At 63.0% G+C, this 25,528-nt stretch carries 22 protein-coding genes and 1 riboswitch; of the genes, 17 read left to right on the top strand and 5 right to left on the bottom strand.

The window, feature by feature from the left end:
• The first annotated feature begins 24 nt into the window (after positions 1-24).
• From A4R29_RS01605 to A4R29_RS01565, 9 genes are all read left to right on the top strand, one after another.
• Positions 25-2,010, top strand: coding sequence for a CocE/NonD family hydrolase (locus A4R29_RS01605; protein WP_063171032.1), 1,986 nt, complete (start codon positions 25-27; stop codon positions 2,008-2,010).
• A 154-nt stretch (positions 2,011-2,164) separates the two neighbouring features.
• On the top strand, positions 2,165-3,751 hold the full coding sequence (locus A4R29_RS01600; protein WP_013528248.1) for an ABC transporter substrate-binding protein: 1,587 nt from the start codon (positions 2,165-2,167) through the stop codon (positions 3,749-3,751).
• A gap of 16 nt (positions 3,752-3,767) precedes the next feature.
• Positions 3,768-4,727, top strand: a complete 960-nt coding sequence (locus A4R29_RS01595; RefSeq protein ID WP_013528249.1) for an ABC transporter permease — start codon at positions 3,768-3,770, stop codon at positions 4,725-4,727.
• 9 nt (positions 4,728-4,736) lie between these two features.
• The gene (locus tag A4R29_RS01590) at positions 4,737-5,561 is read left to right on the top strand and encodes an ABC transporter permease (protein ID WP_013528250.1); all 825 of its coding nucleotides are present in this window, start codon (positions 4,737-4,739) and stop codon (positions 5,559-5,561) included.
• Positions 5,561-7,231: an ABC transporter ATP-binding protein gene (locus tag A4R29_RS01585; protein ID WP_013528251.1), complete on the top strand. Its 1,671-nt coding sequence runs from the start codon at positions 5,561-5,563 to the stop codon at positions 7,229-7,231. The genes A4R29_RS01590 and A4R29_RS01585 overlap by 1 nt, the downstream gene beginning before the upstream one ends.
• Positions 7,232-7,546: 315 nt before the next feature.
• Positions 7,547-8,398 carry an alkaline phosphatase family protein gene (locus tag A4R29_RS01580; RefSeq protein ID WP_063171031.1) on the top strand — a complete coding sequence of 284 codons (852 nt, stop codon included), beginning with the start codon at positions 7,547-7,549 and terminating at the stop codon, positions 8,396-8,398.
• 170 nt (positions 8,399-8,568) lie between these two features.
• Entirely contained in the window at positions 8,569-9,135 is a 567-nt protein-coding gene (locus A4R29_RS01575; RefSeq protein WP_027163789.1) for a sigma-70 family RNA polymerase sigma factor, read from the top strand.
• Entirely contained in the window at positions 9,132-9,800 is a 669-nt protein-coding gene (locus A4R29_RS01570) for an anti-sigma factor (RefSeq protein WP_082826721.1), read from the top strand. Before A4R29_RS01575 ends, A4R29_RS01570 begins: the two co-directional genes overlap by 4 nt.
• The gene (locus A4R29_RS01565) at positions 9,790-11,223 is read left to right on the top strand and encodes a S8 family serine peptidase (protein ID WP_063171030.1); all 1,434 of its coding nucleotides are present in this window, start codon (positions 9,790-9,792) and stop codon (positions 11,221-11,223) included. Before A4R29_RS01570 ends, A4R29_RS01565 begins: the two co-directional genes overlap by 11 nt.
• Here the strand turns inward: A4R29_RS01565 and A4R29_RS01560 are convergent.
• On the bottom strand, positions 11,220-11,729 hold the full coding sequence (locus tag A4R29_RS01560) for a hypothetical protein (RefSeq protein ID WP_024501948.1): 510 nt from the start codon (positions 11,727-11,729) through the stop codon (positions 11,220-11,222). The two genes, A4R29_RS01565 and A4R29_RS01560, sit on opposite strands and share 4 nt — an antisense overlap.
• Positions 11,730-11,752: 23 nt before the next feature.
• On the bottom strand, positions 11,753-12,568 hold the full coding sequence (locus A4R29_RS01555) for a class I SAM-dependent methyltransferase (RefSeq protein ID WP_063171029.1): 816 nt from the start codon (positions 12,566-12,568) through the stop codon (positions 11,753-11,755).
• Between the two features lie 78 nt (positions 12,569-12,646).
• Between A4R29_RS01555 and A4R29_RS01550 the strand changes: the two genes are divergently transcribed.
• Positions 12,647-13,555, top strand: coding sequence for a LysR family transcriptional regulator (locus A4R29_RS01550; RefSeq protein ID WP_063171028.1), 909 nt, complete (start codon positions 12,647-12,649; stop codon positions 13,553-13,555).
• 119 nt (positions 13,556-13,674) lie between these two features.
• On the opposite strand, the gene A4R29_RS01545 is transcribed toward A4R29_RS01550, so the two are convergent.
• Positions 13,675-14,697, bottom strand: a complete 1,023-nt coding sequence (locus A4R29_RS01545; protein WP_063173519.1) for a LacI family DNA-binding transcriptional regulator — start codon at positions 14,695-14,697, stop codon at positions 13,675-13,677.
• 361 nt (positions 14,698-15,058) lie between these two features.
• On the opposite strand from A4R29_RS01545, the gene A4R29_RS01540 reads away from it, so the two are divergent.
• The 5 genes from A4R29_RS01540 (at position 15,059) to A4R29_RS01520 (ending at position 21,618) form a co-directional block, all read left to right on the top strand.
• Positions 15,059-16,414 carry an ABC transporter substrate-binding protein gene (locus tag A4R29_RS01540; RefSeq protein WP_013528261.1) on the top strand — a complete coding sequence of 452 codons (1,356 nt, stop codon included), beginning with the start codon at positions 15,059-15,061 and terminating at the stop codon, positions 16,412-16,414.
• 228 nt (positions 16,415-16,642) lie between these two features.
• Positions 16,643-17,656 (top strand): carbohydrate ABC transporter permease, encoded by a 1,014-nt coding sequence (locus tag A4R29_RS01535; RefSeq protein WP_013528262.1) that lies wholly within the window; start codon positions 16,643-16,645, stop codon positions 17,654-17,656.
• A gap of 1 nt (position 17,657) precedes the next feature.
• Positions 17,658-18,812, top strand: coding sequence for a carbohydrate ABC transporter permease (locus A4R29_RS01530; protein ID WP_063171027.1), 1,155 nt, complete (start codon positions 17,658-17,660; stop codon positions 18,810-18,812).
• Positions 18,813-18,816: 4 nt separating this feature from the next.
• Complete coding sequence (gene bglA / locus A4R29_RS01525) at positions 18,817-20,481, top strand: beta-galactosidase BglA (protein WP_063171026.1); 1,665 nt, start codon at positions 18,817-18,819, stop codon at positions 20,479-20,481.
• Between the two features lie 24 nt (positions 20,482-20,505).
• Positions 20,506-21,618, top strand: coding sequence for an ABC transporter ATP-binding protein (locus A4R29_RS01520; RefSeq protein WP_063171025.1), 1,113 nt, complete (start codon positions 20,506-20,508; stop codon positions 21,616-21,618).
• 79 nt (positions 21,619-21,697) lie between these two features.
• Here the strand turns inward: A4R29_RS01520 and A4R29_RS01515 are convergent, their stop codons facing one another.
• Both A4R29_RS01515 and A4R29_RS01510 read right to left on the bottom strand, forming a co-directional pair.
• Positions 21,698-21,943: a DUF680 domain-containing protein gene (locus A4R29_RS01515; RefSeq protein WP_013528266.1), complete on the bottom strand. Its 246-nt coding sequence runs from the start codon at positions 21,941-21,943 to the stop codon at positions 21,698-21,700.
• 79 nt (positions 21,944-22,022) lie between these two features.
• Entirely contained in the window at positions 22,023-22,220 is a 198-nt protein-coding gene (locus A4R29_RS01510; RefSeq protein ID WP_013528268.1) for a DUF680 domain-containing protein, read from the bottom strand.
• Positions 22,221-22,731: 511 nt separating this feature from the next.
• Positions 22,732-22,933, top strand: a riboswitch (cobalamin riboswitch).
• Between the two features lie 115 nt (positions 22,934-23,048).
• Here A4R29_RS01510 and A4R29_RS01505 point away from each other — a divergent pair.
• Both A4R29_RS01505 and A4R29_RS01500 read left to right on the top strand, forming a co-directional pair.
• Positions 23,049-24,296 carry an aromatic ring-hydroxylating oxygenase subunit alpha gene (locus A4R29_RS01505; protein WP_063171024.1) on the top strand — a complete coding sequence of 416 codons (1,248 nt, stop codon included), beginning with the start codon at positions 23,049-23,051 and terminating at the stop codon, positions 24,294-24,296.
• Positions 24,297-24,321: 25 nt separating this feature from the next.
• Positions 24,322-25,422, top strand: a complete 1,101-nt coding sequence (locus A4R29_RS01500; RefSeq protein ID WP_082827521.1) for an FAD-binding oxidoreductase — start codon at positions 24,322-24,324, stop codon at positions 25,420-25,422.
• The last annotated feature ends 106 nt before the right edge of the window (positions 25,423-25,528 follow it).

Raw genomic sequence — 25,528 nt, 5'->3', positions numbered from 1 at the left:
CATCTGGCGATCCTGGAGCATGCCATGAAAACCGTCACCGAATTTGCCCGCAAAATCGTCGAATTCCCGGATATGGGCATCGTCACGCCGGATGGCTGCCGCCTGTCGGCGCGGGTGTGGATGCCGGAGGATGCGGGCGACGATCCGGTGCCTGTCATCCTAGAGCATCTGCCCTACCGCAAGCGCGACGGCACCATCTTTCGCGATCAGCTGACGCATCCTTATTTCGCCGGCCACGGCTATGCCTCGATCCGCGTCGACATGCGCGGCAATGGCGATTCCGAAGGGCTGATGGACGACGAATATTCCGAGCAGGAATTGCAGGACGCCTGCGACGTCATCGCCTGGGCGGCAAGCCAGCCCTGGTGCAACGGCAATGTCGGCATGATGGGCATTTCCTGGGGCGGCTTCAACTGCCTGCAGGTGGCGGCCAAGCGGCCGCCGGCGCTGAAAGCGGTGATCAGCCTGTGCTCGACCGTCGACCGCTATGCCGACGACATCCACTACAAGGGCGGCTGCCTGCTGATCGAGAATTTCGGCTGGGCCTCGACCATGCTGTCCTACTCGTCGCGGCCGCCGGATCCGCTTTTGGCCGGCGACAACCGGTGGCGCGATCTTTGGCTGACCCGGCTGGAGAACCAATCCTTCCTGGCGCCGCTGTGGCTGAAACACCAGCACCGTGATGCCTACTGGAAGCGCGGCTCGATCTGCGAGGATTTTTCCGCCGTCAAAGCCGCCGTGCTGTCGATCGGCGGCTGGCATGACGGCTACCGCAACACCGTCTCGCATCTGGCGACCAACATCCAAGCCCCGGTCAAGGGCATCGTCGGGCCATGGATCCACAAATACCCGCACTACGCCGGGCCCAAGCCTGCCATCGGCTTCCTGCAGGAGGCCTTGCGCTGGTGGGACCGCTGGCTGAAGGGTGTCGACACCGGCGTCGAGGCGGACCCGGCCTACCGCGCCTATGTCATGGACAGCGTGCGTCCGGCGCGCTGGCACCCCGAGCGTCCCGGCCGTTGGGTGGCGGAGCAGGAATGGCCCTCGCCAACCATCAAGATGCAAACGGTTGATCTGATCCCCTCAACGGAAAAACCCGCCATCATCGCCTCTCCGCAAAGCTGCGGCCTGGCCGGCGGCGAGTATTTTCCCTTCACCTTCGGTCCCGAACTGCCCGGCGACCAGCGCCCCGACGATGCGCTGTCGGTGTGTCTCGACCAGCCGGAACTCAGCGAGCCGATCGACATCGTCGGAGCGCCGGAGGTCGAGCTGCGGCTGTCCTCTGATCGTCCGCAGGCCAACATCGCGGTCCGGCTTTGCGATGTGCATCCCGACGGCGCCTCGGAGTTGATCTCCTATGGCGTGCTCAATCTGACGCACCGCAATTCGCATGAATTCCCCGAGGCGCTGGTGCCGGGCGAAACCGTCTCGGTGCGCGTCGTGCTCGATCAATGCGCCTATCGTGTGCCGGCCGGCCACCGGCTGCGTGTTGCCGTTTCGAACGCCTATTGGCCTGCCATCTGGCCGTCGCCGGAGCCGGTCCAGCTCACCTTGTCGACGGCGACGCTCAATTTGCCGCTGCGGCCGCTGGCGACAGGCGACGAAGTAACGTTCGCCGAGCCGGAAGGTGCCACCCCCTGGGCAACAGAGACGATCCGCGCCGCCAATTCAGAGCGTCATGTCGATCGTGATGAGAAGACCGGAATGGTGACGCTTTCCATTGCTGACGATTTCGGCGAGGTGCGCGATCTCGCCCATGGCCTCGCCAATGGCAGCATCGCCCGCGAGACCTGGACGATCCATCCCGACGATCCGCTGTCGGCCTCGGGGAAGACGCACTGGACGCAGACCCTGTCGCGAAACGGATGGTCAGTACGCACCGAAACGACAGCCGAAATGCGATCGGACGGGCAAAACTTCAGCGTCAGCGCCAGAATCGAGGCCTATGAGGACGAAACCCTCGTCTTCGAGCGCAATTTCGAGGAGAAGGTGCCGCGCGCGTTTCTTTGAATGCCGATTTCATTGGTCCAATTGCGACGTACGATTTACGCCACGGCATGTCGCATTCGGTCTTGCTTACCGCTTTCCCTTGCGGTCATTATTCTCCTCACAAGAAACAAGAAAAACGACCGCAGAGTCGAACCAACAGAGTGAGGAACTCAAAATGTCGAACGAACTGGAATTTCTTAGCCGGCGTGTCGCGTCGGGCAAACTGAGCCGTCGTGATTTTCTCGGCCGGGCGGCGGCGCTCGGTATCTCCGCGCCCTTCGCCAACTCGCTGCTTTCAAGCGCTGCACGCGCGGCAGGCCCGGTCAAGGGCGGCACACTGAAGGCCGGACTTGTCGGCGGCGAATCCACCAACAGCCTTGATCCGGCACTGTTCATGACTCAGGTGCCGTTCGCCTTCGGCAAGATGTGGGGCGAATTGATTGTCGAGCTTTCGCCGGAAGGCAAGCTCGAGAACCGCATCGCCGAGGAGATCGGCTCGTCGGACGACGCCAAGGTGTGGACGCTGAAGATCCGCGACGGCGTCGAATTCCACAACGGCAAGACAGTGACCGCCGAGGACGTGGCCGCCACACTTGAGCGCCATTCCGACGAGAAGTCGAAATCCGGCGCGCTCGGCTACATGAAAGGTATCGAGACCATCAAGGCCAGCGGCAAGGAAGTCGTGCTGACGCTGAAGGAGGCCAATGCCGATCTGCCCTATTTGCTCAGCGACTATCACCTGATCGTCCAACCAAATGGCGGCAAGGACAAGGCTGACGCAGGCATCTCGGCCGGTCCTTACAAGGTCACGACCAATGAGCCCGGTGTGCGCCATGGCGGCGAGCGTTTCGCCAATTACTGGCAGGGCGACAAGATGGGCCATGCCGACCAGATCGAGATCATCGTCATCAACGATGCGACAGCGCGCACGGCCGCCCTGCAGGGCGGCCAGGTCAACGTGATCAACCGCGTCGAGCCGAAGATCGTCGACCTGATCAAGCGCCTGCCGGGCGTCACCATCCGCAACCACGCGGGTCCTGGCCACTACGTGTTCATCATGCATTGCAACACGGCGCCGTTCGACAACGCCGATTTGCGCATGGCACTGAAGCTGGCCATCGACCGCGAGGAAATGCTGGACAAGATCCTGCGCGGCTACGGTTCGCTCGGCAACGACTTCCCGATCAATGCGTCCTATCCGCTGTTTACCGAGATCGAGCAGCGCAAGTACGATCCCGACAAGGCCAAGTTCCACTTCAAGAAGTCCGGCCACGACGGCGCTGTCCTGCTGCGGACCTCGGACGTCGCTTTCCCGGGCGCCGTCGATGCATCGCAGTTGTTCCAGCAGAGCGCGGCCAAGGCCGGCATTCAGATCGAGCTGAAGCGTGAGCCCGGCGACGGCTATTGGAACGAGGTCTGGAACAAGCAGCCCTTCTGCGCGTCCTACTGGGGCGGCCGCTCGACCCAGGACCAGATGTACTCCACCGCTTATCTGTCGACCGCCGACTGGAACGACACGCGTTTCAAGCGTCCTGACTTCGACAAGATGGTGCTGGCGGCGCGCGCCGAGCTCGACGAGACCAAGCGCAAGCAGATGTATCATGACATGGCTGTCCTGGTACGAGACGAGGGCGGCCTGATCCTGCCGATGTTCAACCAGTTCATCGACGCTACCGGCGCCAAGGTCGGCGGCTGGGTCGACGATCCGCATCAGGAGCTGATGAACGGCTACGCGCTGGCGAAGTGCTGGCTCGAAGCCTGAGCTTGGCCTTGCGGATATGTCCTCACCCATCTTGAAACTGGTGGCCCAGCGCGTTGCGCTGGGCATTCTGCTCTTGTTGGCCGTTTCGGTCCTGATCTTCGCCGGCACCCAGATCCTGCCCGGCGACGTCGCGCAAGCCATTCTCGGACAGTCGGCGACGCCGGAGTCGCTTGCCAATCTGCGCGAGCAGCTCGGACTCAACCAGCCAGCCTATCTCAGGTATTTTCATTGGCTGGGCGGCGTGCTGACCGGCGATCTCGGCACGGCCATGTCGAGCGGGCAGGACATCGCCACGTCGATCAAGGGACGGCTGTGGAACACGCTGTTCCTCGCCTTCTGGGCGGCGATCGTCGCCGTGCCGCTGGCGATCATCCTCGGCCTGATCGCGGTGCGCTACCGCAATGGCTGGGTCGACAAGCTGATCTCCGGGCTGGCGCTGGCCTCGACCTCGTTTCCCGAATTCTTCATCGGCTATGTGCTGGTCTATTTCTTCGCCGTGAAATGGCAGATATTCCCCGGCATTTCGACCGTCTATGACGGCATGCCTTTTGGCGAACGGATGCAGGCGATCGCCTTGCCGGCGACGGCGCTGACGCTGGTCGTGCTCGCCCACATGATGCGCATGACACGCGCGGCGATCCTCAATGTCATGCAGTCGGCCTATGTCGAGACGGCGGAACTGAAGGGCCTGTCGGCCTTCAACGTCATCCGCAAGCACGCCTTCCCCAATGCCATCGCGCCGATCATCAATGTCGTCATGCTCAACCTCGCCTACTTGATCGTCGGCGTCGTCGTGGTCGAGGTGATCTTCGTCTATCCGGGCATGGGACAGTATCTGGTCGACCACGTCACCAAGCGAGACGTGCCGGTGGTGCAGGCGGTCGGCCTGATCTTCGCCGCCGTCTATATCAGCCTGAACATCATTGCGGACATAGCGGCGATCGTCGCCAATCCGCGTCTCAGACATCCGAAATAGGGGGCGGATATGCTCGATATCAAACGCATCCCCATCCCCGCGCTGATCGGCATCGTGCTGACGGCATTGTTCGTGCTTGCGGCGGTCTTCGCCCCCTGGATCGCGCCGCACGGCAATGGCGAAATCGTCGGCGACGTCTGGGAACCGATGTCGGCTGCCCATTTGCTGGGCACCGACAATCTCGGCCGAGACCTGCTTTCGCGCATGATCTACGGCGCCCGCATCACTTTGTTCATCGCGGTGCTGGCCACCGCGCTGTCGTTCTCGCTCGGCGCCATTCTCGGCTTCTCGGCGGCCGTCTTCGGCGGCTGGTTCGACACGCTGCTGTCGCGCCTCGTCGATCTCTTGATGTCGATCCCGACACTGATCATGGGTCTCGTCGTGCTGTCGGTGCTGCCGACCAATCTGGTGACGCTGATCCTGGTGATGGGCATTCTGGATTCGACCCGCGTCTATCGCCTGTCGCGCGCGGTCGCCGTCGACATCAACGTCATGGACTATGTCGAAGCGGCGAAACTGCGCGGTGAAGGCAGCGGCTGGATCATCTTCCGCGAGATCCTCCCCAACGCATTGTCGCCGCTGGTTTCCGAACTCGGTCTGCGCTTCATCTACGCGGTGCTGTTCCTGTCGACGCTGTCGTTCCTCGGCCTTGGCGTGCAGCCACCGGACGCCGACTGGGGCGGCATGGTTAAGGAAAACAAAGACGGCATCGTGTTCGGCATCGCGGCCGCACTCATCCCAGCGGGGGCGATCGCGCTGCTGGCGATTTCCGTCAACCTGGTTGCCGACTGGGTGCTCAACCGGACGACAAGCCTCAAGGGAGGACGCGGGTGATGGCCGACACCAAAGCGAAGCTCGGGCAACCGAAGTCAGGCCTGCTGCTCGACATCCGCAATCTGCGCATCGAGGCTACCGTCTTCCCGCCCGGCGAACCGCCGAAGGACATCGTGCTGGTGCACGATGTCTCACTGACGCTCGAGAAGGGCAAGGTGCTCGGCCTGATCGGCGAATCCGGCGCCGGCAAGTCGACTATCGGCCTGTCGTCTATGGGCTACGGCCGCGGCGGCGTGCGCATCACAGGCGGCGAGGTGATCCTGAACGGCCGCGACATCCTCAAGGGCGGCAAGGACGGCTTCCGCAAATTACGCGGCCGCGAGGTCTGCTATGTCGCGCAGTCGGCGGCAGCGGCCTTCAACCCGGCGCACAGACTGATGGACCAGGTGGTGGAAGCCACCCTGCTGCACGGCACCGCGACACGCGCCGAGGCCGAGAAGCGCGCGGTTGCGCTGTTCAAGAAGCTCAGCCTGCCGAACCCTGAAACCATCGGCGAGCGTTTTCCGCACCAGGTTTCGGGCGGCCAGTTGCAGCGTGTGATGACGGCGATGGCCCTGTGCTCCGAGCCGGACCTGATCGTCTTCGACGAGCCGACAACGGCGCTCGACGTGACGACGCAGATCGACGTGCTGGCGGCGATCAAGGACGCCATCCGCGACACCCATGTCGCTGCGCTCTACATCACGCACGACCTTGCCGTCGTCGCCCAGGTCTCCGACGAGATCATGGTGCTGCGCCATGGAAGGCTGGTCGAATGGGGCGGCACAAGGCAGATCATCAAGGAGCCGCGCCAGGAATACACCAACGCGCTGGTCTCGGTGCATGAGATCGAACACCAGGAGCAGAAGCCCGGCACGTCGCCGTTCCTGTCGGTGAAGAACGTCACCGCCGCCTATGGCCGCAGCCATATCAAGGTGCTGAAGGACGTATCCGTCGACATCTATCCGGGCCAGACGCTGGCCGTGGTCGGCGAGTCCGGCTCCGGCAAGTCGACGCTGGCGCGCGCCATCACGGGACTTTTGCCACCCGAACAGGGTACCGTCACCTTCGACGGACGCGCGCTGGCCAACAGGCTGGCCGACCGGCCGAAGGAGGATCTGCGCCAGTTGCAGATGATCTACCAGATGGCCGATGTGGCGATGAACCCGCGTCAGACCGTCGGCACCATCATCGGCCGGCCGCTGGAGTTTTATTTCGGCATGCGCGGCCGTGAGCGCGACAGACGCGTTGCCGAACTGCTCGACAAGATCGAGATGGGCAAGGGATTTTCCGACCGCTACCCGGCCGAGCTTTCCGGCGGCCAGAAACAGCGTGTCTGCATCGCCCGGTCGCTTGCCGCCAAGCCGAAGCTGATCATCTGCGACGAGGTGACCTCGGCGCTCGATCCGCTGGTGGCACACGGCATCCTCGAGCTGCTGCTGGAGCTGCAGAAGGAAGAGAACGTCGCCTATCTGTTCATCACGCATGACCTTGCCACGGTGAAGTCGATCGCCGATTCAATCGCGGTTATGTATCGCGGCGAGGTGGTGCGTTACGGCCCCAAGGGCAAGGTGCTGAGCCCGCCCTTCGACGCCTACACCGACCTGCTGCTCTCCTCGGTTCCAGAGATGGAAATCGGCTGGCTGGAAAAGGCAATCAAGGGACGGCGCATGGCCAGCGCGGGGAACTAAAGCAATTCCGGGAAAACTGGGAACCAATACTGCCGGAAGAAAAAGGCAGGCGCTTCCCCTGGAAATTGTGTCAGACCAAGCTGCCACATAGGGGCGTCAGCGACCGTCATCCGGATGCAACACTAGAGCGCCACACGTCCTTCGGGACGAGCGCCGCTCGCTATGCCAAGAGCCCTATCGGCGAAATGATGGACGGCTACGCGCTTGCCGAGTGCTGGCTCAACGCTTGAGCGGACTCTGATCGTCCGATTTCATCTATCAGAATGCCGTGTGCCCGGGACGGCATACGGCATTCCCGTTTCAACCGCCAACCGCATGGAGCAGCCCGTGGCGCTCAAATCCAAGCTTCTGCTGATCATCCTCGATGGCGTGCCTTACCGGAACTGGCGCCGGCTGATGGGCAATCTCGAAGGCTGGGTGCAATCGGGCGAGGCGCGCGTCTGGAAGATGCGCTCGGTGCTGCCGTCGACCTCGGCCTGCTGCTATGCCTCGATCCACACCGGGGTTTCGCCGCAGGTGCACGGGATTCTCTCCAATGAGAACCGTTTCCGCGTCGAGCAGCCCGATATCTTCTCCGAGGTCAGCAAGGCAGGCGGCAAGACGGGGGCGGTGACCCATTCCTACTGGTCGGAATTCTTCCGCGCCTACCCGTTCGACCTGGTCGAGGGCATGGAATTCGACGAGCCAGGCGGGCCGATCACGCATGGCCGCTTCCACACCATGACCGGTTACAATCTCCGCAACCAGATGACGCCGAGCGATGTCGACCTGTTCGCGACGCTGACCATGCTGACGAAACGCCATGGCATTGACTACGGCATCCTGCATACCTGCACGCTGGATTCGATGGGACACCGCTTCGGCCACGACTGCCACGAGATGGACCATGCCGTCTATGCGATGGACGGCATGCTGGCCGCCTTCCTGCCGCGCTGGATCGAAGCCGGCTATGAGGTGATCGTGACCGCCGATCACGGCCAGACCGATCGTGGCCATCACGGCGGCCATGACGACGAGATGCAGGATTTCGCGCTGTATTATTTTGGACAAGGCAAAGGGTCGGATGCGGACACACTACTCGACCAGCTGCAGCTGGCGCCGACGGTGCTGAGCCGACTGGGTGTTCCCGTGCCCGCGACGATGAAGGCGAAGTCTTTCTTGGAGTGAGAAGCGGTCCGCGAAGCTCTTCCCTTCTGCCCTTGTGGGAGAAGGAAGAGGCGCACCTCTGGCAACCTCCGCGCTCTTCGGTTAGCCTCCGCAAAATTCCTTGGCGGAGGATGAACCTTTTTGGGCCGATCAGCGACAGAGCAGACAGGAGCCAGGCGGCTCGACCGGCCATGACGGCAGCGACGGAGACCGATCGCGCGCTTGTCGACCGGGTCGCGAAGGGCGACCGAGCCGCCGTGCGGCTCCTGTTCATGCGTCACCACGCGCGGGTCTACCGCTTCGTGGCGCGCCAGACGGGATCGGAAATGATGGCCGACGATATCGCCAACGAAGTCTTCCTTGAGCTGTGGCGCCAGGCGCCCGGCTTCGAAGGGCGTTCCGAAGTCTCGACATGGCTGCTCGGCATTGCCCGTTTCAAGGCGCTGTCCTTTCTGCGCAAGAAAAAGGAAGACTGGATCGACGACGAGGCCGCCGCCGCAGTGCCCGACGGCGCCGACACGCCGGAAGTCGTCACCATGAAGGAAGACAAGGCGGCCGCCCTGCGGCGCTTCGTCGACGCCTTGCCGGAAGAGCATCGCGTCGTCATCGATCTTGCCTATTATCACGGGCAGTCGGTGAGCGAGATCAGCGAGGTGCTCGACATTCCGGTCGCCACCGTCAAGACCCGGATGTTCTACGCCCGCAAGAAACTCGGCGAGGCTCTCAAGGCCGCCGGTTACGACAGGGGGTGGCCATGAGCGCCGCTGAAAAGATGTCGCGCCGCGACGAAATGGAAACGCTGCTGCCGTTCTACCTGAACGGCTCGCTGGAAGGTTCCGACCTGGAAGCGGTCGAGGAATGGCTGGCCAGCGATCCGGCCGCACTTGCCGCCCTTGGCGAAGCTGAAGCCGAATTCTCCGGCGCCACGGCCGCCAACGAAGCAATCCGGCCGCCGGCCGATGCGCTCAGCCGCTTTGCCAAGGCACTCGACGCCGAGGCCGGGCCTGCGCGCAAGCCGGCAGGATCGTCCTGGCTGGCGCAGGCCTGGGGCCGCTTCATGGCGGTGCCGGTCGGCGTCGCCTGGGCGGCAGCCGCGGTTCTGCTGGCGCTGGTCATGGTGCAGTCGTTTGTCGAACCCGGCGGAAAGGGCAATGATTTCGAGATTGCCGGCGCGCAAGACGATCTGGCGAAAATGCCGTACGCCCTGGTCAAGTTCAAGCCGGATGCGAAGATGTCGGACATTTCCGCCTTCCTCGGCAGCAACGGGCTGAAGATCGTCGGCGGACCGACCGCCGACGGCGTGTTCCGGCTTGGCATCCCGGCTGCCAACGCAGCCGACTACACCAGGCAAATCGGCCTTGTTGCCGCCCAGGCTTTCACGGAGACTGTGATCGAGGGAAGGAAACCGGTTGATGGCGGCTGAGGCGGTCATTCGATTTGCGGCAATGCTTGCGGCGGCGATGACAATCGTCGCCGTGCCCGCGTCGGCGCAGACCAACGATCCCAATCCCGACCAGACGAAAATCGACTGCCGCGACGGGACCAATGCGGCAGGCGCCGACTGCGCCAAGGATGGCAGCGACACAGAGGGCGGATCGGATGCGGCGCAATCCGGCGCGGTGTTCCTGCCGGCCCTGATCGTCGACCTGTTTCCCAACCCGGCGGCGCCCCCGACCCCTGTGCCGACGCCACGGCCCGAACCGGCGACGCCGCCGGCCGACACTCAAGCCGGCCCCCCGCCCGGTGGCCCGATCGTCTCGCCGACCGATCTCATTGCCGTTCAGCCGCGGCGCGCGGTGATTGGCGATTTCGTGCCCGACGAGGTGCTGGTGACCGTCGACGGCGATGCCGGCGCTGTCCAGCAGATCGCCGCCTCCTTCGGCCTGCAGGTGCGCTCGCAGCGCCAGTCGCGGCTGCTTGGCACCACACTGGTGCGCTTCGGCATTCCCGACGGCCGGCCCGTCGGCGTCGTGCTGGCGCAACTGGCCGCCGACGGCCGCACTCAGCGGCGCGAGCCCAATCACGTCTATTCGCTGCAGCAGGACGCCGGCATCGTCAACTATGCGTTCGACCGCATTGCGCTCGATTCCAAGCAAGCCAGCGGAGAAAACGTCCGCATCGCGGTGATCGACACCGGCATCGACGACACCAACCCGGCGCTCTCGGGCGTCATTGCCGGGCAGTTCGACGCCATGCCCGACGTGCCGATCGAAAAGCGCGATCACGGCACGTCGATCGACGGGCTGATCGCCGGCGTCGGCGCGCTGGAAGGCATGGCACCGGGCGCAAAAATCTATCACGCCCGCGCCTTCGAGGGCGGCAAGTCGACCATGGACGTCATCCTGTCGGCGCTCGACTGGGCGGCGGAACAGGACGTGCGCATCATCAATATGAGCTTTGTCGGGCCGAAGAACGATTTGCTCGGCGTCGCCTGCCGCAATGCCCGCGCGCTCGGCATGGTGCTGGTCGCCGCAGCCGGTAACAACGGGCCGAAGGCGCCCTATGGCTATCCGGCCGCCTTCGATAGTGTCATCGCGGTGACCGCCACCGATGCCAAGGACGGGCTGATGCCGCAGGCCAATCGCGGCGCCTATGTCTTCATCTCGGCACCCGGCGTCGAGATGGTGGCGCCGAGCGGCGCCGGCTCGGATGTGGTCACAGGCACCTCGTTTGCCGCGGCGATCGTGAGCGGCGCCATCGCCAATCTCATCCATGCCGCGCCCGATCGCTCGGCCGACGACATCGAAAAGGCGCTCGCGGCAACGGCCAGGGATCTCGGTCCCAAGGGACGCGACAATGATTTCGGCTACGGCCTGCTGGACATCAAGGCGGCGGCAAAGGACTAGTCTGCGACAGTCCAAGCGGCGGCCTGCGGGGGACGCACCAGAAAATAGAACGCGACGATGTGCGTGATCATCAGCAGCGGCACGTAGATGATCGGGATCGCGTAGGTGGCGCCCAGTTCGCCCGCACGCTGGGGGAGGCCGACCTGGATGGCGTGGTAATAGTCTACGATCAGATCAACCGTCCCGACCAGATTGAAGGCGACGACGAGCGCCCAGAAGAGCCGAGGTATCCTTGCCGTGAGCAGCGCCAGCATGGCCAGCACTCCTGTTGCAAGGTCGCCGTAGGCAGCAAACACGGCAAAGCCGGCAGGCAAATCGGGGCTGACGACACCCGGAACGAGGAAGACCAGCCCGAAGAAGCGGAAGCTGTGCAGAGTGGCAACAGCGCGTTGCGCCGCGACCCGGTCCATCGATCTGAGCCACGGCAAACCGTATACAGCGAAGCAAAGCAGCCACGCGACATAGCCCAGAACAAGATGGATTTGGAATAGGACTTCGGTGGACATCTGGCCTCCTCTCGACAATTGGTTCATGCGGCCTCGAACACTGCGGTCAGGATACCGAGCCGACCTTGCATAAGATTTCGTCCGAGATTGGCCGCAAGCTCAGCGAAGTCCGGTCCCATCACCACGCCGAGATTGGGCGAAGGCGGCCCCGACGCGCGCAACTGTGCGAACCACGCCTTGGCGGCGTCGGTGTCGTCTTGCCATGCCAGCATGCGGAAGCTGGCCGGTTCGATCGCCTCGCGCGTCGCACCGGCTGTTAGGAGAAAGCTCGTCGCCGGCGTTCTCGCCCAGGGAAGCGGATAGTGCGGCTCGCCTCCAGACAACACGACGTCGTATGTGGCAAACCTGCCGCCTGGCTTCAGCACGCGCCGAATCTCGCTGTAGAGCAGCGTCCGGTCAGAGATGTTCATCGCCACGTGCTGCAACAGCACCGCGTCGAAACGGCCATCGTCGAATGGGAGCTCCAATGCGCTGGCGGTCTGGAACGACAGCTGCCCGCTCTGTCCCGTGCGCTCGGTCAGATAGCGCGCGGCATCCACGAAAGGCTCGCTGAGATCCACGCCAGTAACCCGGCAGCCATAGGTCGCAGCCAGAAAGCGCGCCGGCCCACCGACGCCCGAGCCGACGTCCAGTATCGACATGCCGGCAGCGATCCCCGCCAATTGGGCAAGCTCGCCGGTGGCAGCTAGCCCACGGGTGTGAAACTGGTCGAGAACGCCCAATTGTTGGGGCGTGAGGAGCTGGTCCTCCGGGCCGAGGGCAGCCAACACCGTCTTCAGCCGCTCGGTCAGGCCCGTCGCGCGATAATGGTCGCGTACCCCTTCAAGTTCATCGGTCATCGCATGATGTCTCCTAGGTTCAGCTCATACCTAGGCCCACTTCCATAATTCGACTACCCGGCGTAATAACAACAACCTATGAAGCAGAACTACACAGTCCGACATGGTGCGCTGGAGGGCATCGAGGCGTTCCTGGCTGTCGCCAGGCACCGCAACTTCCGCCGCGCCGCAGCGCAACTCGGCGTGACACCGTCCGCCGTGAGCCAGGCGGTGCGCGCGCTGGAGGCACGCATGGGTGCGGCGCTGTTCGTCCGCACGACACGGAGCGTCGGCTTGACCGAGCCTGGCCAGCGGTTCCTCGATCGTGCCGGCCCTGCTTTCGAAGAACTCGTCGCGGCCGGCGAGGCCGTGCGTGACATCGGCCAACGGCCGACCGGTCTGCTGCGCCTGTCCGTGCCCCGCGCCGTCGTGCCGTTGATCCTGGAGCCGATGATCGCGTCGTTCTGCCGGGCTTACCCCGAGATCGAGCTGGAGATCGCCGCGAGCGACGAGATGGTCGATCTCGCGGCCGGCGGGTTCGATGCCGGCATCCGTCTCGGCCAGTTCATTGCGGTCGACATGGTCGCGGTGCGGCTAACCCCATCGTTTTCGTTCGTGGTCGTCGGCAGCCCTGACTATCTCAAACGCCACGGCCGCCCCGAACGCGTCGATGATCTGCGCAACCACGCCTGCCTGCGCTTGCGCCGTTCGAACGGCGCCATAGCGCCCTGGGCTTTCGTCGACGGCAACGAGGCGATCGAGGCGATGCTCTCAGGCCCGCTGATAGCGCACGATTATCCGACATTGCTCGGGGCCGCGATGCGGGGCGTCGGGCTGGCGCAGACGCCTCGACCAATCGCTGAAGCTCCGATAGCCGAAGGTAAACTGGAACCGGTGCTGGACGGCATCGCCGCCACGACGCCGGGCGTCTTCCTGTATCATCCCGGCAAGCGCCAAGTCCTGCCGAAGCTGCGCGCCTTCATCGACCACCTCAAATCCGCGGCGTGAGATGTCGGAATCCGGCCCCCTTGCGGTGGTCTCGCTACTGCCGGCGTCGGGCGAGATTGATGCGGCGTGAGTGTCGCGTCTCAACTCGATCCCGCAGAGCACATGGCTTTGATCTCCAGCTACGCCGGCGCACCGGCGACTGACCCTCTCACCACCAGGTCGACCGGCCAGACCTCGCCTCGCGCGCCCTCCTCCAGTCCTGAAATCCGTGCCGCCAGCCGCTCGGCGACACGGGCGCCGGCGAGACGGATCGATGAACGCGTCGTCGACAGCGGCACCGAGAAATTCTCCGGCCTCAGCCAGGGGAAGACATCGTCATGGGCGATCAGCGAGACGTCGCCCGGAATGCTCAAGCCGAGGTCGCGCACCGCACGCACGACGCCCAGCGCCATGATCAGGCTGGAGCAGGCGATCGCCGTCGGCGCGTCGTCCCCTTCCAGCAAACGCCTGGTGGCGCGATAGCCGTTCTCCTCGGTCATATCGACCGAGCAGACATGGCGTTCGATCAATGTCAGTCCGCTCGCGGCGAGTGCCCGGCGCACGCCGCGTTCGCGATGGATGGCGAAGGTCTCGCGGCCGTCACCGTTGATCAGCGCCAGCCGCCGATGACCGAGCTGGATCAGCAGCCTGGTCGCTTCGTGGAAGGCGCCCTCATTGTCGATGTCGGTGAAGGCGTAGTCGAAATCGAAGCCCTCACTGCGGCCATGGACGATGAAGGGAATGCCGAGCGTGTTGACCAGCGCCACGCGCCGGTCAGCGGGCCTTGGAGAGGAGATATAAACAGCGTCGACCTGCCGGTTGGCGACGATGCGCCGGTAGGTCGTCTCCTGGTCGTCGGCGTCGGCCGGCGACAGCACAAGGTCGAGCTCGTGCGAGCGAGCATAGTCGCCAAGGCCGGACAGGAACTCGACGAAATGCGGATCGATGTCGACGGACGCACCGGTCGGCAGGACATAGCCGATCATGCCGGTCTTGCCGGTCGCCAGCCGGCGCGCGCTCGGGTTGGGCCGATAGCCATGGCGCTTGGCGGCATCCATGACACGCCTGCGCGTCTCCTCGTTGACCTCGGGATAGCCGTTCAGCGCGCGGCTTACCGTGGTTTGCGAAAGTGCCAGCATGTGGGCGAGCTGCTTGAGGTTCACGAAAGTCTCCATTCCCTCAAAGCGCTTTTAAATTGAATCGACCCAAGTGCCATCGGGGCCGAGCCATACGAAGCCCAACCATAGACGCGGTTTGGGCATGTTTGAAACAAAAATTGCTGCTGCACTGCCATAATAGCGTGCTGCGACGCACTTTTAGGGCACAAATGCGCGAACCTAAATCGATTGATTCGCCAGCCTCTTGACTTCCCCGCGATTCAATGGCGTGATCGAAAAAGCCAAAGCGCTTTGGAAGACTCTTCGAAAGGTTGCGGTTCCTTTCCGACTGAGTCACAGTCCTGCGGCGTCGGCGGGCGGAATGGAGGTTCCGTCCGGTGTGTGAGACCCACTGGGAGGAATACCGATGAAGAAAATGCTTTTGCTGGGTGCTGCGTTTGCCACGTTCGCCCTGAACGCGCCCGCGCAGGCCGAACTGAAGTTCAAGCCCGGCGAAGACAAGCGCTTCAACTGGGCGAACTACGAAGAGCTCAAGAAAGTCGACCTCAAGGGTGAGACGCTGTCGATCTTCGGACCGTGGCGCGGCGAGGACGAAGGCCTGGTGCGCGGCGTTCTCGACTATTTCTCGGAAGCCACCGGCGTCGAGATCAAATACTCCTCCTCGGAGAATTACGAGCAGCAGATCGTCATCGACACGCAGGCCGGCAGCCCGCCCAACATCGCCGTGCTGCCGCAGCCGGGCCTCATCCAGGACCTGGCGTCGAAGGGCCTTTTGACGCCGCTCGGTGACGACACCGCCAAATGGGTCAAGGACAATTACGGCGCCGGCCAGTCATGGGTCGATCTCGGCACCTTCAAGGACAAGGACGGCAAGCCGGGCTTCTTCGCCTTCCCTTACAAGGCCGACGTGAAGTCGCTGGTCTGGTACTCGCCGGATAATTTCGAGGAAGCCGGCTACAAGGTGCCGAAGACCCAGGAAGAACTCGCCGATCTCGAAAAGAAGATCATCGCCGATGGCGGCAAGCCGTGGTGCATCGGCCTCGGCTCCGGCGGTGCCACCGGCTGGCCGGCAACCGACTGGGTCGAAGACCTGATGCTGCGCACCCAGCCTCCGGAGGTCTACGACAAATGGGTGAAGAACGAGATCCCGTTCAACGATCCGGCGGTGGTCAACGCCATCGACATTTTCGGCAAGATCGCGACCGACGACAAGATGGTCGACGGCGGCGCCAAGGCGGTTGCGGCGACCGACTTCCGCGACAGCCCGAAGGGCCTCTTTTCGGTGCCGCCGAAATGCTACCTGCACCACCAGGCATCGTTCATTCCGACCTTCTTCCCGGAAGGCACCAAGGTCGGCCAGGACGCGGACTTCTTCTACTTCCCGCCCTATGCCGCCAAGCCTGAACTGGGCACGCCCGTGCTCGGCGCCGGTACGCTGGCGATGATCACCAAGGACAGCAAGAGTGCGCGCGCGTTCATCGAATTCCTGAAGATGCCGCTCGCCCACGAGATCTGGATGGCCGAGGGCGGCTTCGTGACGCCGCTCAAGTCGGTCAACAAGGATGCCTATGCCAGCGACGCGCTGAAGAAACAGGGCGAAATCCTCGCCAATGCCTCGACTTTCCGCTTCGACGGTTCCGACCTGATGCCGGGCAAGATCGGCGCCGGCGCCTTCTGGACCGGCATGATCGACCTGGTCGGCGGCAAGTCGGCACAGGACGTCGCCACCGACATCCAGAAGAGCTGGGACGCCATCAAGTAGACGGCTGGCACGTAGACGACCAACCATTCTCGCACTGGATCCGGACCGTACCGGCCCGGATCCGACGGCGGCCCGTGCCGCAGCCTTTCGTCATGAGCGCATTGACATGAAGCGCGATCGGCAATGTGCGCAAGCCGCCGATGACGCGCTCCAAACAACTGAATCGGCGCCTGGTCCCCGTCACCAAGGTCATTCCTTGTCGGGTCATGCGCAGGGGGAGAGGGACCCATGGCGGCTCAGATTTTCTCGGCCATATTCGTCATCATCGTCGGCGTCGGCGGTTGCGTCGCCTATTTCTGGGGCGCCAACAAACTGGTCGACCTGATATTCCCGTCACGCGGCGTCGCCGGTGCCGCGGCCATCGACAATCTACGCCGGCAAGGGCTGGTCAGGCCATGGCTGTTCGTCGGCCCGGCGATGATCATCCTCACCATCTACCTGATCTATCCGGTGGTCGAGACGCTGCGGCTGTCGTTCCTCGATCGCGGCGGCATCAATTTCGTCGGCCTGGCGAACTATGAATGGGCGTTCGGCGACCGCGAGTTCCGCAACTCGATCCTCAACAACATCATCTGGCTGGCGGTGGTGCCGGCCGCCTGCACCTTCCTCGGGCTGATCATCGCCGTGCTCACCGACAAGATCTGGTGGGGCACGATCGCCAAGAGCCTGATTTTCCTGCCATTGGCGATCTCCTTCGTCGGCGCCAGCGTGATCTGGAAATTCATCTACGAGTATCGCGGCGAAGGCCAGACGCAGATCGGCATCCTCAACGCCATCATCCAGCATTTCGGCGGCCAGCCGCAGGTCTGGATATCGCTGCCGTTCTGGAACAATTTCTTCCTGATGATCATCCTGATCTGGATCCAGACCGGCTTTGCCATGGTCATCCTGTCTTCCGCCCTGCGCGGCATCCCCGAGGAAACGCTGGAAGCCGCCGTGATCGACGGCGCCAATCCGTTCCAGATCTTCTGGAAGATCATGGTGCCGCAGATCTGGGGCACCATCGCCGTGGTCTGGACCACGATCACCATTCTGGTGCTCAAAGTATTCGACATCGTGCTGACCATGACCAACGGCCAGTGGAACAGCCAGGTGCTGGCCAATCTGATGTTCGACTGGATGTTCCGCGGCGGCGGCGATTTCGGCCGCGGCGCCACCATCGCCATCATCATCATGATTGCGGTCATTCCGATCATGGTCTGGAACATCCGCCAGGCGAACAAAGAGACGGGAGGACATTGAGATGGCCGTCGCGACCGGAAATTCCTTCGCCAGCCGCTTCGGCGTCCACATCGCCGTGCTCATCTTCGTCGCGATCTGGACCATACCGACCCTCGGCATCCTGGTTTCATCGCTGCGCGACAAGAACCAGATCATTGCCTCGGGCTGGTGGAACTCGTTCGCCAGTTCCACCCAGACCGAAGCCGGCCGGCTGCCGCCCGCCTCGGCGCAAGTCGAGAAGGACGGCAAGTTCGTGCTCGAGGGCAATATCTTCGGCGACGGCGCCAAGCGCGACATCAGCGCCTTCGGGGTCAAATCGGCGGCACCGACGCAGTATCCCGCCGGCACCACAGCCGATCTCGGCGACGGCGTGACCTTGCAGCTCAATGCCGACGGCAGCTTCGTCATGCAGTCCCCGAAAGCGTTCGAAGGCGATCGCGGCCAGCGCGTCTATTATGCTTCGTCGGCGCCGCCGAAATTCACCACCGATAATTACAAAACCGTGCTGTTCTCCGAAGGCATCGGACGGTCTTTCATGAATTCCCTGACCGTCACCATTCCGGCGACCGTCATCCCGATCCTGATCGCCGCCTTTGCCGCTTATGCGCTGGCCTGGATGCGGTTTCCCGGCCGGGCGCTGCTGATCGCGGTCATCATCGGCTTGCTGGTGGTGCCGTTGCAGATGTCGCTGATCCCGCTGTTGAAGCTCTACAACGGCGTCGGCGCTTTCTTCGGCATGCCGTCGAAGACCTATCTCGGCATCTGGCTGGCGCATACCGGCTTCGGCCTGCCCTTCGCCATCTACCTGCTGCGCAGCTACATTGCCGGCCTGCCGCGCGAAATCATGGAATCGGCGCGCATCGACGGCGCCAGCGATTTCGAGATCTTCGTCAAGATCGTCTTGCCGCTGTCGTTTCCGGTGCTGGCTTCGTTTGCCATCTTCCAGTTCCTGTGGGTATGGAACGATCTGCTGGTGGCGATGGTTTTCCTCGGCACAGAGGCAGACCAGATCGTGCTGACCGCCAAGCTCAACGCGCTGTTGGGCTCACGCGGCGGCGACTGGGAGATTCTGACGACATCGGCTTTCGTGACCATCATCGTGCCGCTGATCGTGTTCTTCTCGCTGCAGCGCTATTTTGTCCGCGGGCTGCTTGCCGGCTCGGTGAAAGGAGGCTGAGACGATGCAATCCGCTTTGAAGGCCAGCTCGAAGCCTGACCTCGCCATCGATCGCGACTGGTGGCGGGGCGCGGTGATCTACCAGATTTATCCGCGCAGCTACCAGGACTCGAACGGCGACGGCATCGGTGACCTTAAGGGCATCATCGGGCGGCTACCCTACATCGCGGCACTCGGTGCGGACGCCATCTGGATTTCGCCGTTCTTCAAGTCGCCGATGAAGGATTTCGGCTATGACGTGTCGGATTACTGCGACGTCGATCCGATGTTCGGCACGCTGGCCGACTTCGACGCGCTGACAGCCGAGGCACACAGGCTGGGCTTGAAGGTGATGATCGACGAGGTGCTGTCGCATACCGCCGACAACCACCCGTGGTTCAAGGAAAGCCGGTCGAGCCGCAGCAACCCGAAAGCCGACTGGTACGTCTGGGCAGACGCCAGGCCGGACGGCACGCCGCCCAACAACTGGCTGTCGATCTTCGGCGGCTCGGCCTGGCAATGGGACACCAGCCGCCAGCAATATTACATGCACAATTTTCTGGCCGAGCAGCCCGACCTCAACTTCCACAACCACGAAGTCCAGGACGCGTTGCTCGACGTCACCCGCTTCTGGCTGGAGCGCGGCGTCGATGGTTTCCGGCTCGACACCATCAATTTCTACTTCCACAGCCAGGGCTTGGAAAACAACCCGCCGCTGCCGCCGGAAGAGCGCAACGACCAGACCGCGCCGGCGGTCAACCCCTACAACTACCAGGACCATCTCTACGACAAGAGCCGGCCCGAGAACCTCGGCTTCCTCGAACGGTTCCGTGCCCTGCTCGATGAATATCCGGCAACCGCAGCGGTCGGCGAGGTCGGCGATTCGCAGCGTGGGCTTGAAGTGGTGGCCGCCTACACCGCCGGCGGCAAGCGCGTGCACATGTGCTACTCCTTCGATTTCCTGGCGCCGGAAAAGATCAGCGCGGGCAAGGTCCGCTCGGTGCTGGAATCCTTCGGCAAGGTCGCCAGCGATGGCTGGTCGTGCTGGGCCTTCTCCAACCACGATGTAATGCGCCCGGCCTCGCGCTGGGCCGCCAATGAGCCCGACCCGACCGCCTACCTGAAGGTCATCTCGGCGCTGCTGATGTCCTTGCGCGGTTCGGTCTGCATCTATCAGGGTGAGGAACTTGGGCTCGGCGAGGCCGACCTTCGGTTCGAGGATTTGCAGGATCCCTACGGCATCCGCTTCTGGCCTGAATTCAAGGGCCGCGACGGCTGCCGCACACCGATGGTGTGGAACGGCGGCGCCAAGAATGGCGGCTTCTCCCAGGCAAAACCCTGGCTGCCGGTGCCGGCCAAGCATTTGGCGCAAGCGGTCAATGTCCAGCAGGGCGACGAGGCTTCGCTGCTCGAGCACTACCGGCGCTTTCTCACCTTCCGGCGTGCCCATCCGGCGCTGGCCAAGGGCGACATCACCTTCATCGAAAGTGAGGGAGATACCGTCGCCTTCACGCGCCGCGCAGGCAACGAGCAGATCGTCTGCGTCTTCAATCTGGGAGCCGGGCGGGCCAAGGTTGACCTTGGCGGCCGATCGCTGCAACCTCTGCCCGGGCACGGATTTTCGGGGCAGGCGAGCAGCGGTTCCATCGAGCTTGGCGGCTACGGCGCCTGGTTCGGGCGTCTCGACTGAATTTCCAATCACTGGAGGAAACCAATGGCCGATGTCACGCTAAGACAAGTGAAGAAGTCCTACGGCAATCTGAACATTCTCCACGGCATCGACCTCGATATTAAGTCGGGCGAGTTCATCGTCTTCGTCGGCCCGTCGGGCTGCGGCAAGTCGACATTGCTGAGGTCGATCGCCGGGCTCGAGGAAATCACCTCCGGCGAACTCAGAATAGCCGGCGAAGTGGTGAACGACGTGCCGCCGTCGAAGCGGGGCATCGCCATGGTGTTCCAGTCCTACGCGCTGTACCCGCACATGACCGTCTACGACAACATGGCGTTCTCGATGAAGATCGGCAAAGAGAACAAGGCCGAGATCGACCGCCGCGTGCGCCAGGCCGCCGAGATCCTGCAACTGACCAAATATCTCGACCGCCTGCCCAAGGCGATGTCGGGTGGCCAGCGCCAGCGCGTCGCCATCGGCCGCGCCATCGTGCGCAATCCGAAGGTGTTCCTGTTCGACGAGCCGCTTTCGAACCTCGACGCCGCGCTGCGCGTCGCCACCCGCATCGAGATCGCCAAGCTCAAGGAATCGATGCCCAACACGACCATGATCTACGTTACCCACGACCAGGTCGAGGCGATGACGCTGGCCGACCGCATCGTGGTGCTCAAGGACGGCCATATCGAGCAGGTCGGCACGCCGATGGACCTCTACAAGAAGCCCGGCAATCTGTTCGTTGCCCAGTTCATCGGCTCGCCGGCCATGAACATCCTGCCGGCGACCATCGAAAAGACCGGAAACCCGACCTTCGTCAGCCATGTCGGCGGACGCAAGGCGACCGTGCCGATTGCGACGCCGGCTTCGGCAAAGGGCGCTGCGGTGAGCTTTGGCGTGCGGCCGGAGGACCTGATCATCGCCAGCGGCGCGGACTATCTGTTCGAGGGGACGGTCGACTATGTCGAGCAACTCGGCGAGGTGCAGCTTGTCTATGTCGACATCGGCCGCGCCGATCTGCCGCTGGTGACCAAGCTGCCCGGCAATGTCGAGGTCAAGCGCGGCTCGACATTGCGGCTGAGCGCAAATGGCGAGGACCTGCATATCTTCGACGCGGATGGACGTTCTTTCGCGTTGCATGAAGTGGAAGCAAAGGCGGCTTAACCGCAATTACCGTGTCAGGCACAAAAAAGAGCGGCGGGCCGGGCCCGCCGCTCTTTGACTTGGAGATCGACTTCGGTTGTTAGTTGTTGCCGAAGAGGTTGCGGTCGGCACCTTGCGGAGCAGACTTCTGGGTGGTGTCACCCGACGAGTTCAGCAGCTTGTAAACCGGCGAACCGGTGTTGCGTACCGAAGAGGTGCGCGTGCTGTCGACCGAAGTCGTGGCGGCAGGCTGATTGGCACCATTGGAGCCAAAGTTGTCGCTGCCGGCGAAGGCACTGCCGGTGATGGCCAGAACGGCGGCGGCAGCAATGAGGATCTTGTTCATCTTGAATACTCCTGAATGTCTGAATTTCGCCAGGGCGGCGGGCAAGCCCGCCGTCGACCGGGAAACTGGGAATCGGCTGTTAGTTGTTGCCGAAGAGGTTGCGGTCAGCACCCTGGGCAGGCGCCTGAGCAGCCGGTTCCGACTTCTTGGTCGAAGCGGTGTACGAGCTGTCGACAGCAGTGGCTGCCGCGGCGTTCGAACCGTAGTGGTCGCTACCAGCGAAGGCGCTGCCGGAAATGGCCAGAAGGGCTGCGGCAGTGAGAATGATCTTTTTCATTTTTGGTACTCCAGTATCGTCTTTTTTCCGTCCGTCTAGCGGCGTGTCTTGGAAATGAAATCGCGTCGTTCGGACAGCCCCGATGTGGGAGGGCAAGGTCGTCTTTTCCAATCACGAAGTTGTTCCGTGTGGACCATGAATCCACACCTTGAAATTGTGCCAACGGAATCTAGGGATGTATTTTTCTTCTTCATATCAGTGTGTTAGGTATAGACACTTGATGGATCACTGACTGTTTCAGAGGCCCAGCGTTCACACCGTCCTGCACGCACCGTCAACAGAAACGAACCGTTCGGTTCGATTTTAGGGCGAGCTAATAGTCACTTTTCGAAACCATTAACCTTTTTTTGACCCCCGCGAAGGGTCGGATTCGGGAAGATCGCAGCCGGCAAATGGCCGCCCGGGAGGTGGGATCTCGGCCCGCGACGATCTGCAGTAGCGTTTCGCATGCCGTGTCGCGCCGCATGGATACGATGTCGTTTTCATGCCGACGGCGCGCCCGCGATCGTGGTTAGATCATACCATCTCAGGTGCCGCTTCGTGACGACGAGGCGGAGAATTGGGAAGCCGGTCAGAATCCGGCGCTGCCCCCGCAACGGTGGTGGAGTTCAAGTCGCAACGGGAGACCACTGGGCAACCGCCTGGGAAGGTGTCGCGATGGTCCGCAAGGACAACTCCAGAGCCCGGAAACCAGCCCGAGATTTTTAGACTCGACTGATCGCGGTGGGCGGTCAAGAGGTGGATAGCGCATGTCCGGCACACAGCCGGCCTGTGTTTCAATCCTTCCTCCATCACCACCAGTTCAGTCCTTAGAAACGAGGACAGGACATGGATATCCGCAACGACATGCTGAGGCTCCTGAAGGGGCGCCGGCAAGGCTTTTCGCTGGAGCAGCCCTTCTACACCGATCCAGACTACTTCAAGCTCGACATGGAGCTGATCTGGTATCGCGACTGGCTGTTCATCGGCCATGATTGCGAACTGCCTAAGCCGGGCAGCTACATCACCGTGCAGGTCGGCGACTATCCGGTCGTCCTTGTCCGCGACCAGCACGGCAAGATCAACGCCTTCCACAATTCCTGCCGCCATCGCGGCAGCCGCGTGTGCAACACGGAGAAGGGTACCGCGGCAAAGCTCGTCTGCCCGTATCATCAGTGGACCTATGAGCTGGACGGCCGCCTGCTGTTTGCCCGCCAGATGGCCGACGGTTTCGACAAGAGTGATTTCGGCCTGAAGCCGGTCGCCTGCGAGAGCGTCGGCGGCTACATCTTCATCTGCCTGGCCAAGGAACCGGCAGATTTCGCGCCGATGCGGGCGATGATCGAACCCTATCTCTTGCCGCACCGGCTGCGTGAAGCAAAGATCGCCTTCGAGAGCACGATCGTCGAGAAGGGCAACTGGAAGCTGGTCTGGGAAAACAACCGCGAGTGCTACCACTGCGCCGCCAATCATCCCGAGTTGTGCAAGACCTTCCCCGAGGCTCCAACCATAACCGGCGTCCATGGCGCCGACAGCGACCCTGAAATGGTCGCACACTGGGCCAAATGCGAGGCATCAGGCTTGCCGAGCAAATTCCGCATCGATCCGGCAGGGCAGTACCGCGCCACCCGCGCGCCGCTGCTGCGCGATGCCGTCAGCTACACCATGACGGGAAAACGGGCGGTCCAGAAGAACTTGTCCGACAGCGTTTCAACCGACCGCATCGGCTCCTTGCTGCTCTATCACTATCCGACGACCTGGAACCATATCCTCGGCGACCACGCCGTTACGTTCCGCGTGCTGCCGATCAGTGCCACGGAAACCGCGGTGACAACGAAATGGCTCGTCCACAAGGATGCGGTCGAAGGCGTCGACTACGACCTCGCTGAGCTCACCCATGTCTGGATCGAGACCAACGACCAGGACCGCCGCATCGTCGAGGAAAACGCCTTCGGCATCCTGTCGCCTGCCTATGAACCAGGCCCCTATTCGGAGCTGCATGAGGGCGGCGTGATCCAGTTCGTCGAGTGGTACGCGTCGTTCATCGGGCCGCGCCTTGCCGAAGGCGGCCGGCCGGCCCTGCGCAGCGTCGCCTAGCCCAGGGGATAAGAGGATGAATGCGATGACGGACCTTGGCCTCTATCGCCATCTCGACCAGATGACGCCCTGGAACGACAGGCTGCAGGTGCTGGAAGTGATCGGCGTCAGCGACGAAGCGCCTGACGTGAAGACCTTCACCTTCCGCTCCGACAACCAGACCTGGTTCCGCTACAAACCGGGGCAGTTCGTGACTCTGGAACTGCCGACATCGGACGGGCCGCTGATGCGCACCTACACGCTGTCGTCCTCGCCGTCGCGGCCGTTCTCGATCGCGGTGACGGTCAAGGCGCAGGCGGGCAGCACCGGTACGCGCTGGATGTTCGACCATCTGACGCCCGGTTCGCACGTCAAGGCCTATGGGCCGACCGGCGACTTCTCGCTGCACAGCCACCCGGCCGCCAAATACCTGTTCATTTCGGCCGGTTCCGGCGTGACGCCGATGATGTCGATGCTGCGCTGGCTGAACGACTGCGCGCCATGGACCGATGTCGGCTTCGTCAACTGCGCGCGCCGCCCGGAAGAGATCATTTTCCGCAAGGAGCTCGAACTGCTCGGCAGCCGCATGCCTGGGCTGTCGCTCGGCTTCATGATCGAGGAGCGGTCAAGCCGCGAGGGCTGGTTCGGCCATATGGGCCGCATCGACGCGATCCGGCTGCCATTGCTGGCGCCCGATTTCCGCGAGCGCGAGATTTTCTGCTGCGGCCCCGATCCTTTCATGCGCGCCGTGCGCGGCATGCTGGACGCCGCCGGCTTCGACATGGCGAAATACCATCAGGAAAGCTTTGCCGCGCCTGCCGTGGAGGAGATCCCGGCGCCGTTCTCGCCGCCGGCGGAAGACGGCGCCGCTGCCGCCGTGGAGGCCGTGACACCGATCCGGTTCTCGCATTCCGATGTCGATGCCGAATGCGTCGCCGGCCAGACCGTGCTGCAGACGGCACGCGCCTCGGGGGTGCGGATTCCCGCCGCCTGCGAGTTCGGCCTGTGCGGCACCTGCAAGGTGAGGAAGGTCGCGGGCGACGTGGAGATGAGCCACAATGGCGGCATCCTCGATCACGAAATCGAGGACGGCTTTATCCTCGCCTGTTGCTCGAAGCCGCTTTCGGCGCTTGAAATCGAGGCGTGACCGGCAGGCACGGTCAGAGACTGTCCATGCCCGCGCGGCCTGCAGCTGCGCTCGCCCGGGCCTACGCCATCTTGCCAAAAACCCTGCAAATGGTTAGACGCCTGCA

The sequence above is a fragment of the Mesorhizobium ciceri biovar biserrulae genome, from assembly GCF_001618845.1.
Lineage (GTDB): Bacteria > Pseudomonadota > Alphaproteobacteria > Rhizobiales > Rhizobiaceae > Mesorhizobium > Mesorhizobium ciceri.
The sequence above is the reverse complement of the archived record's forward strand: the minus strand, read 5'-3'. Positions and strand labels throughout refer to the sequence as shown.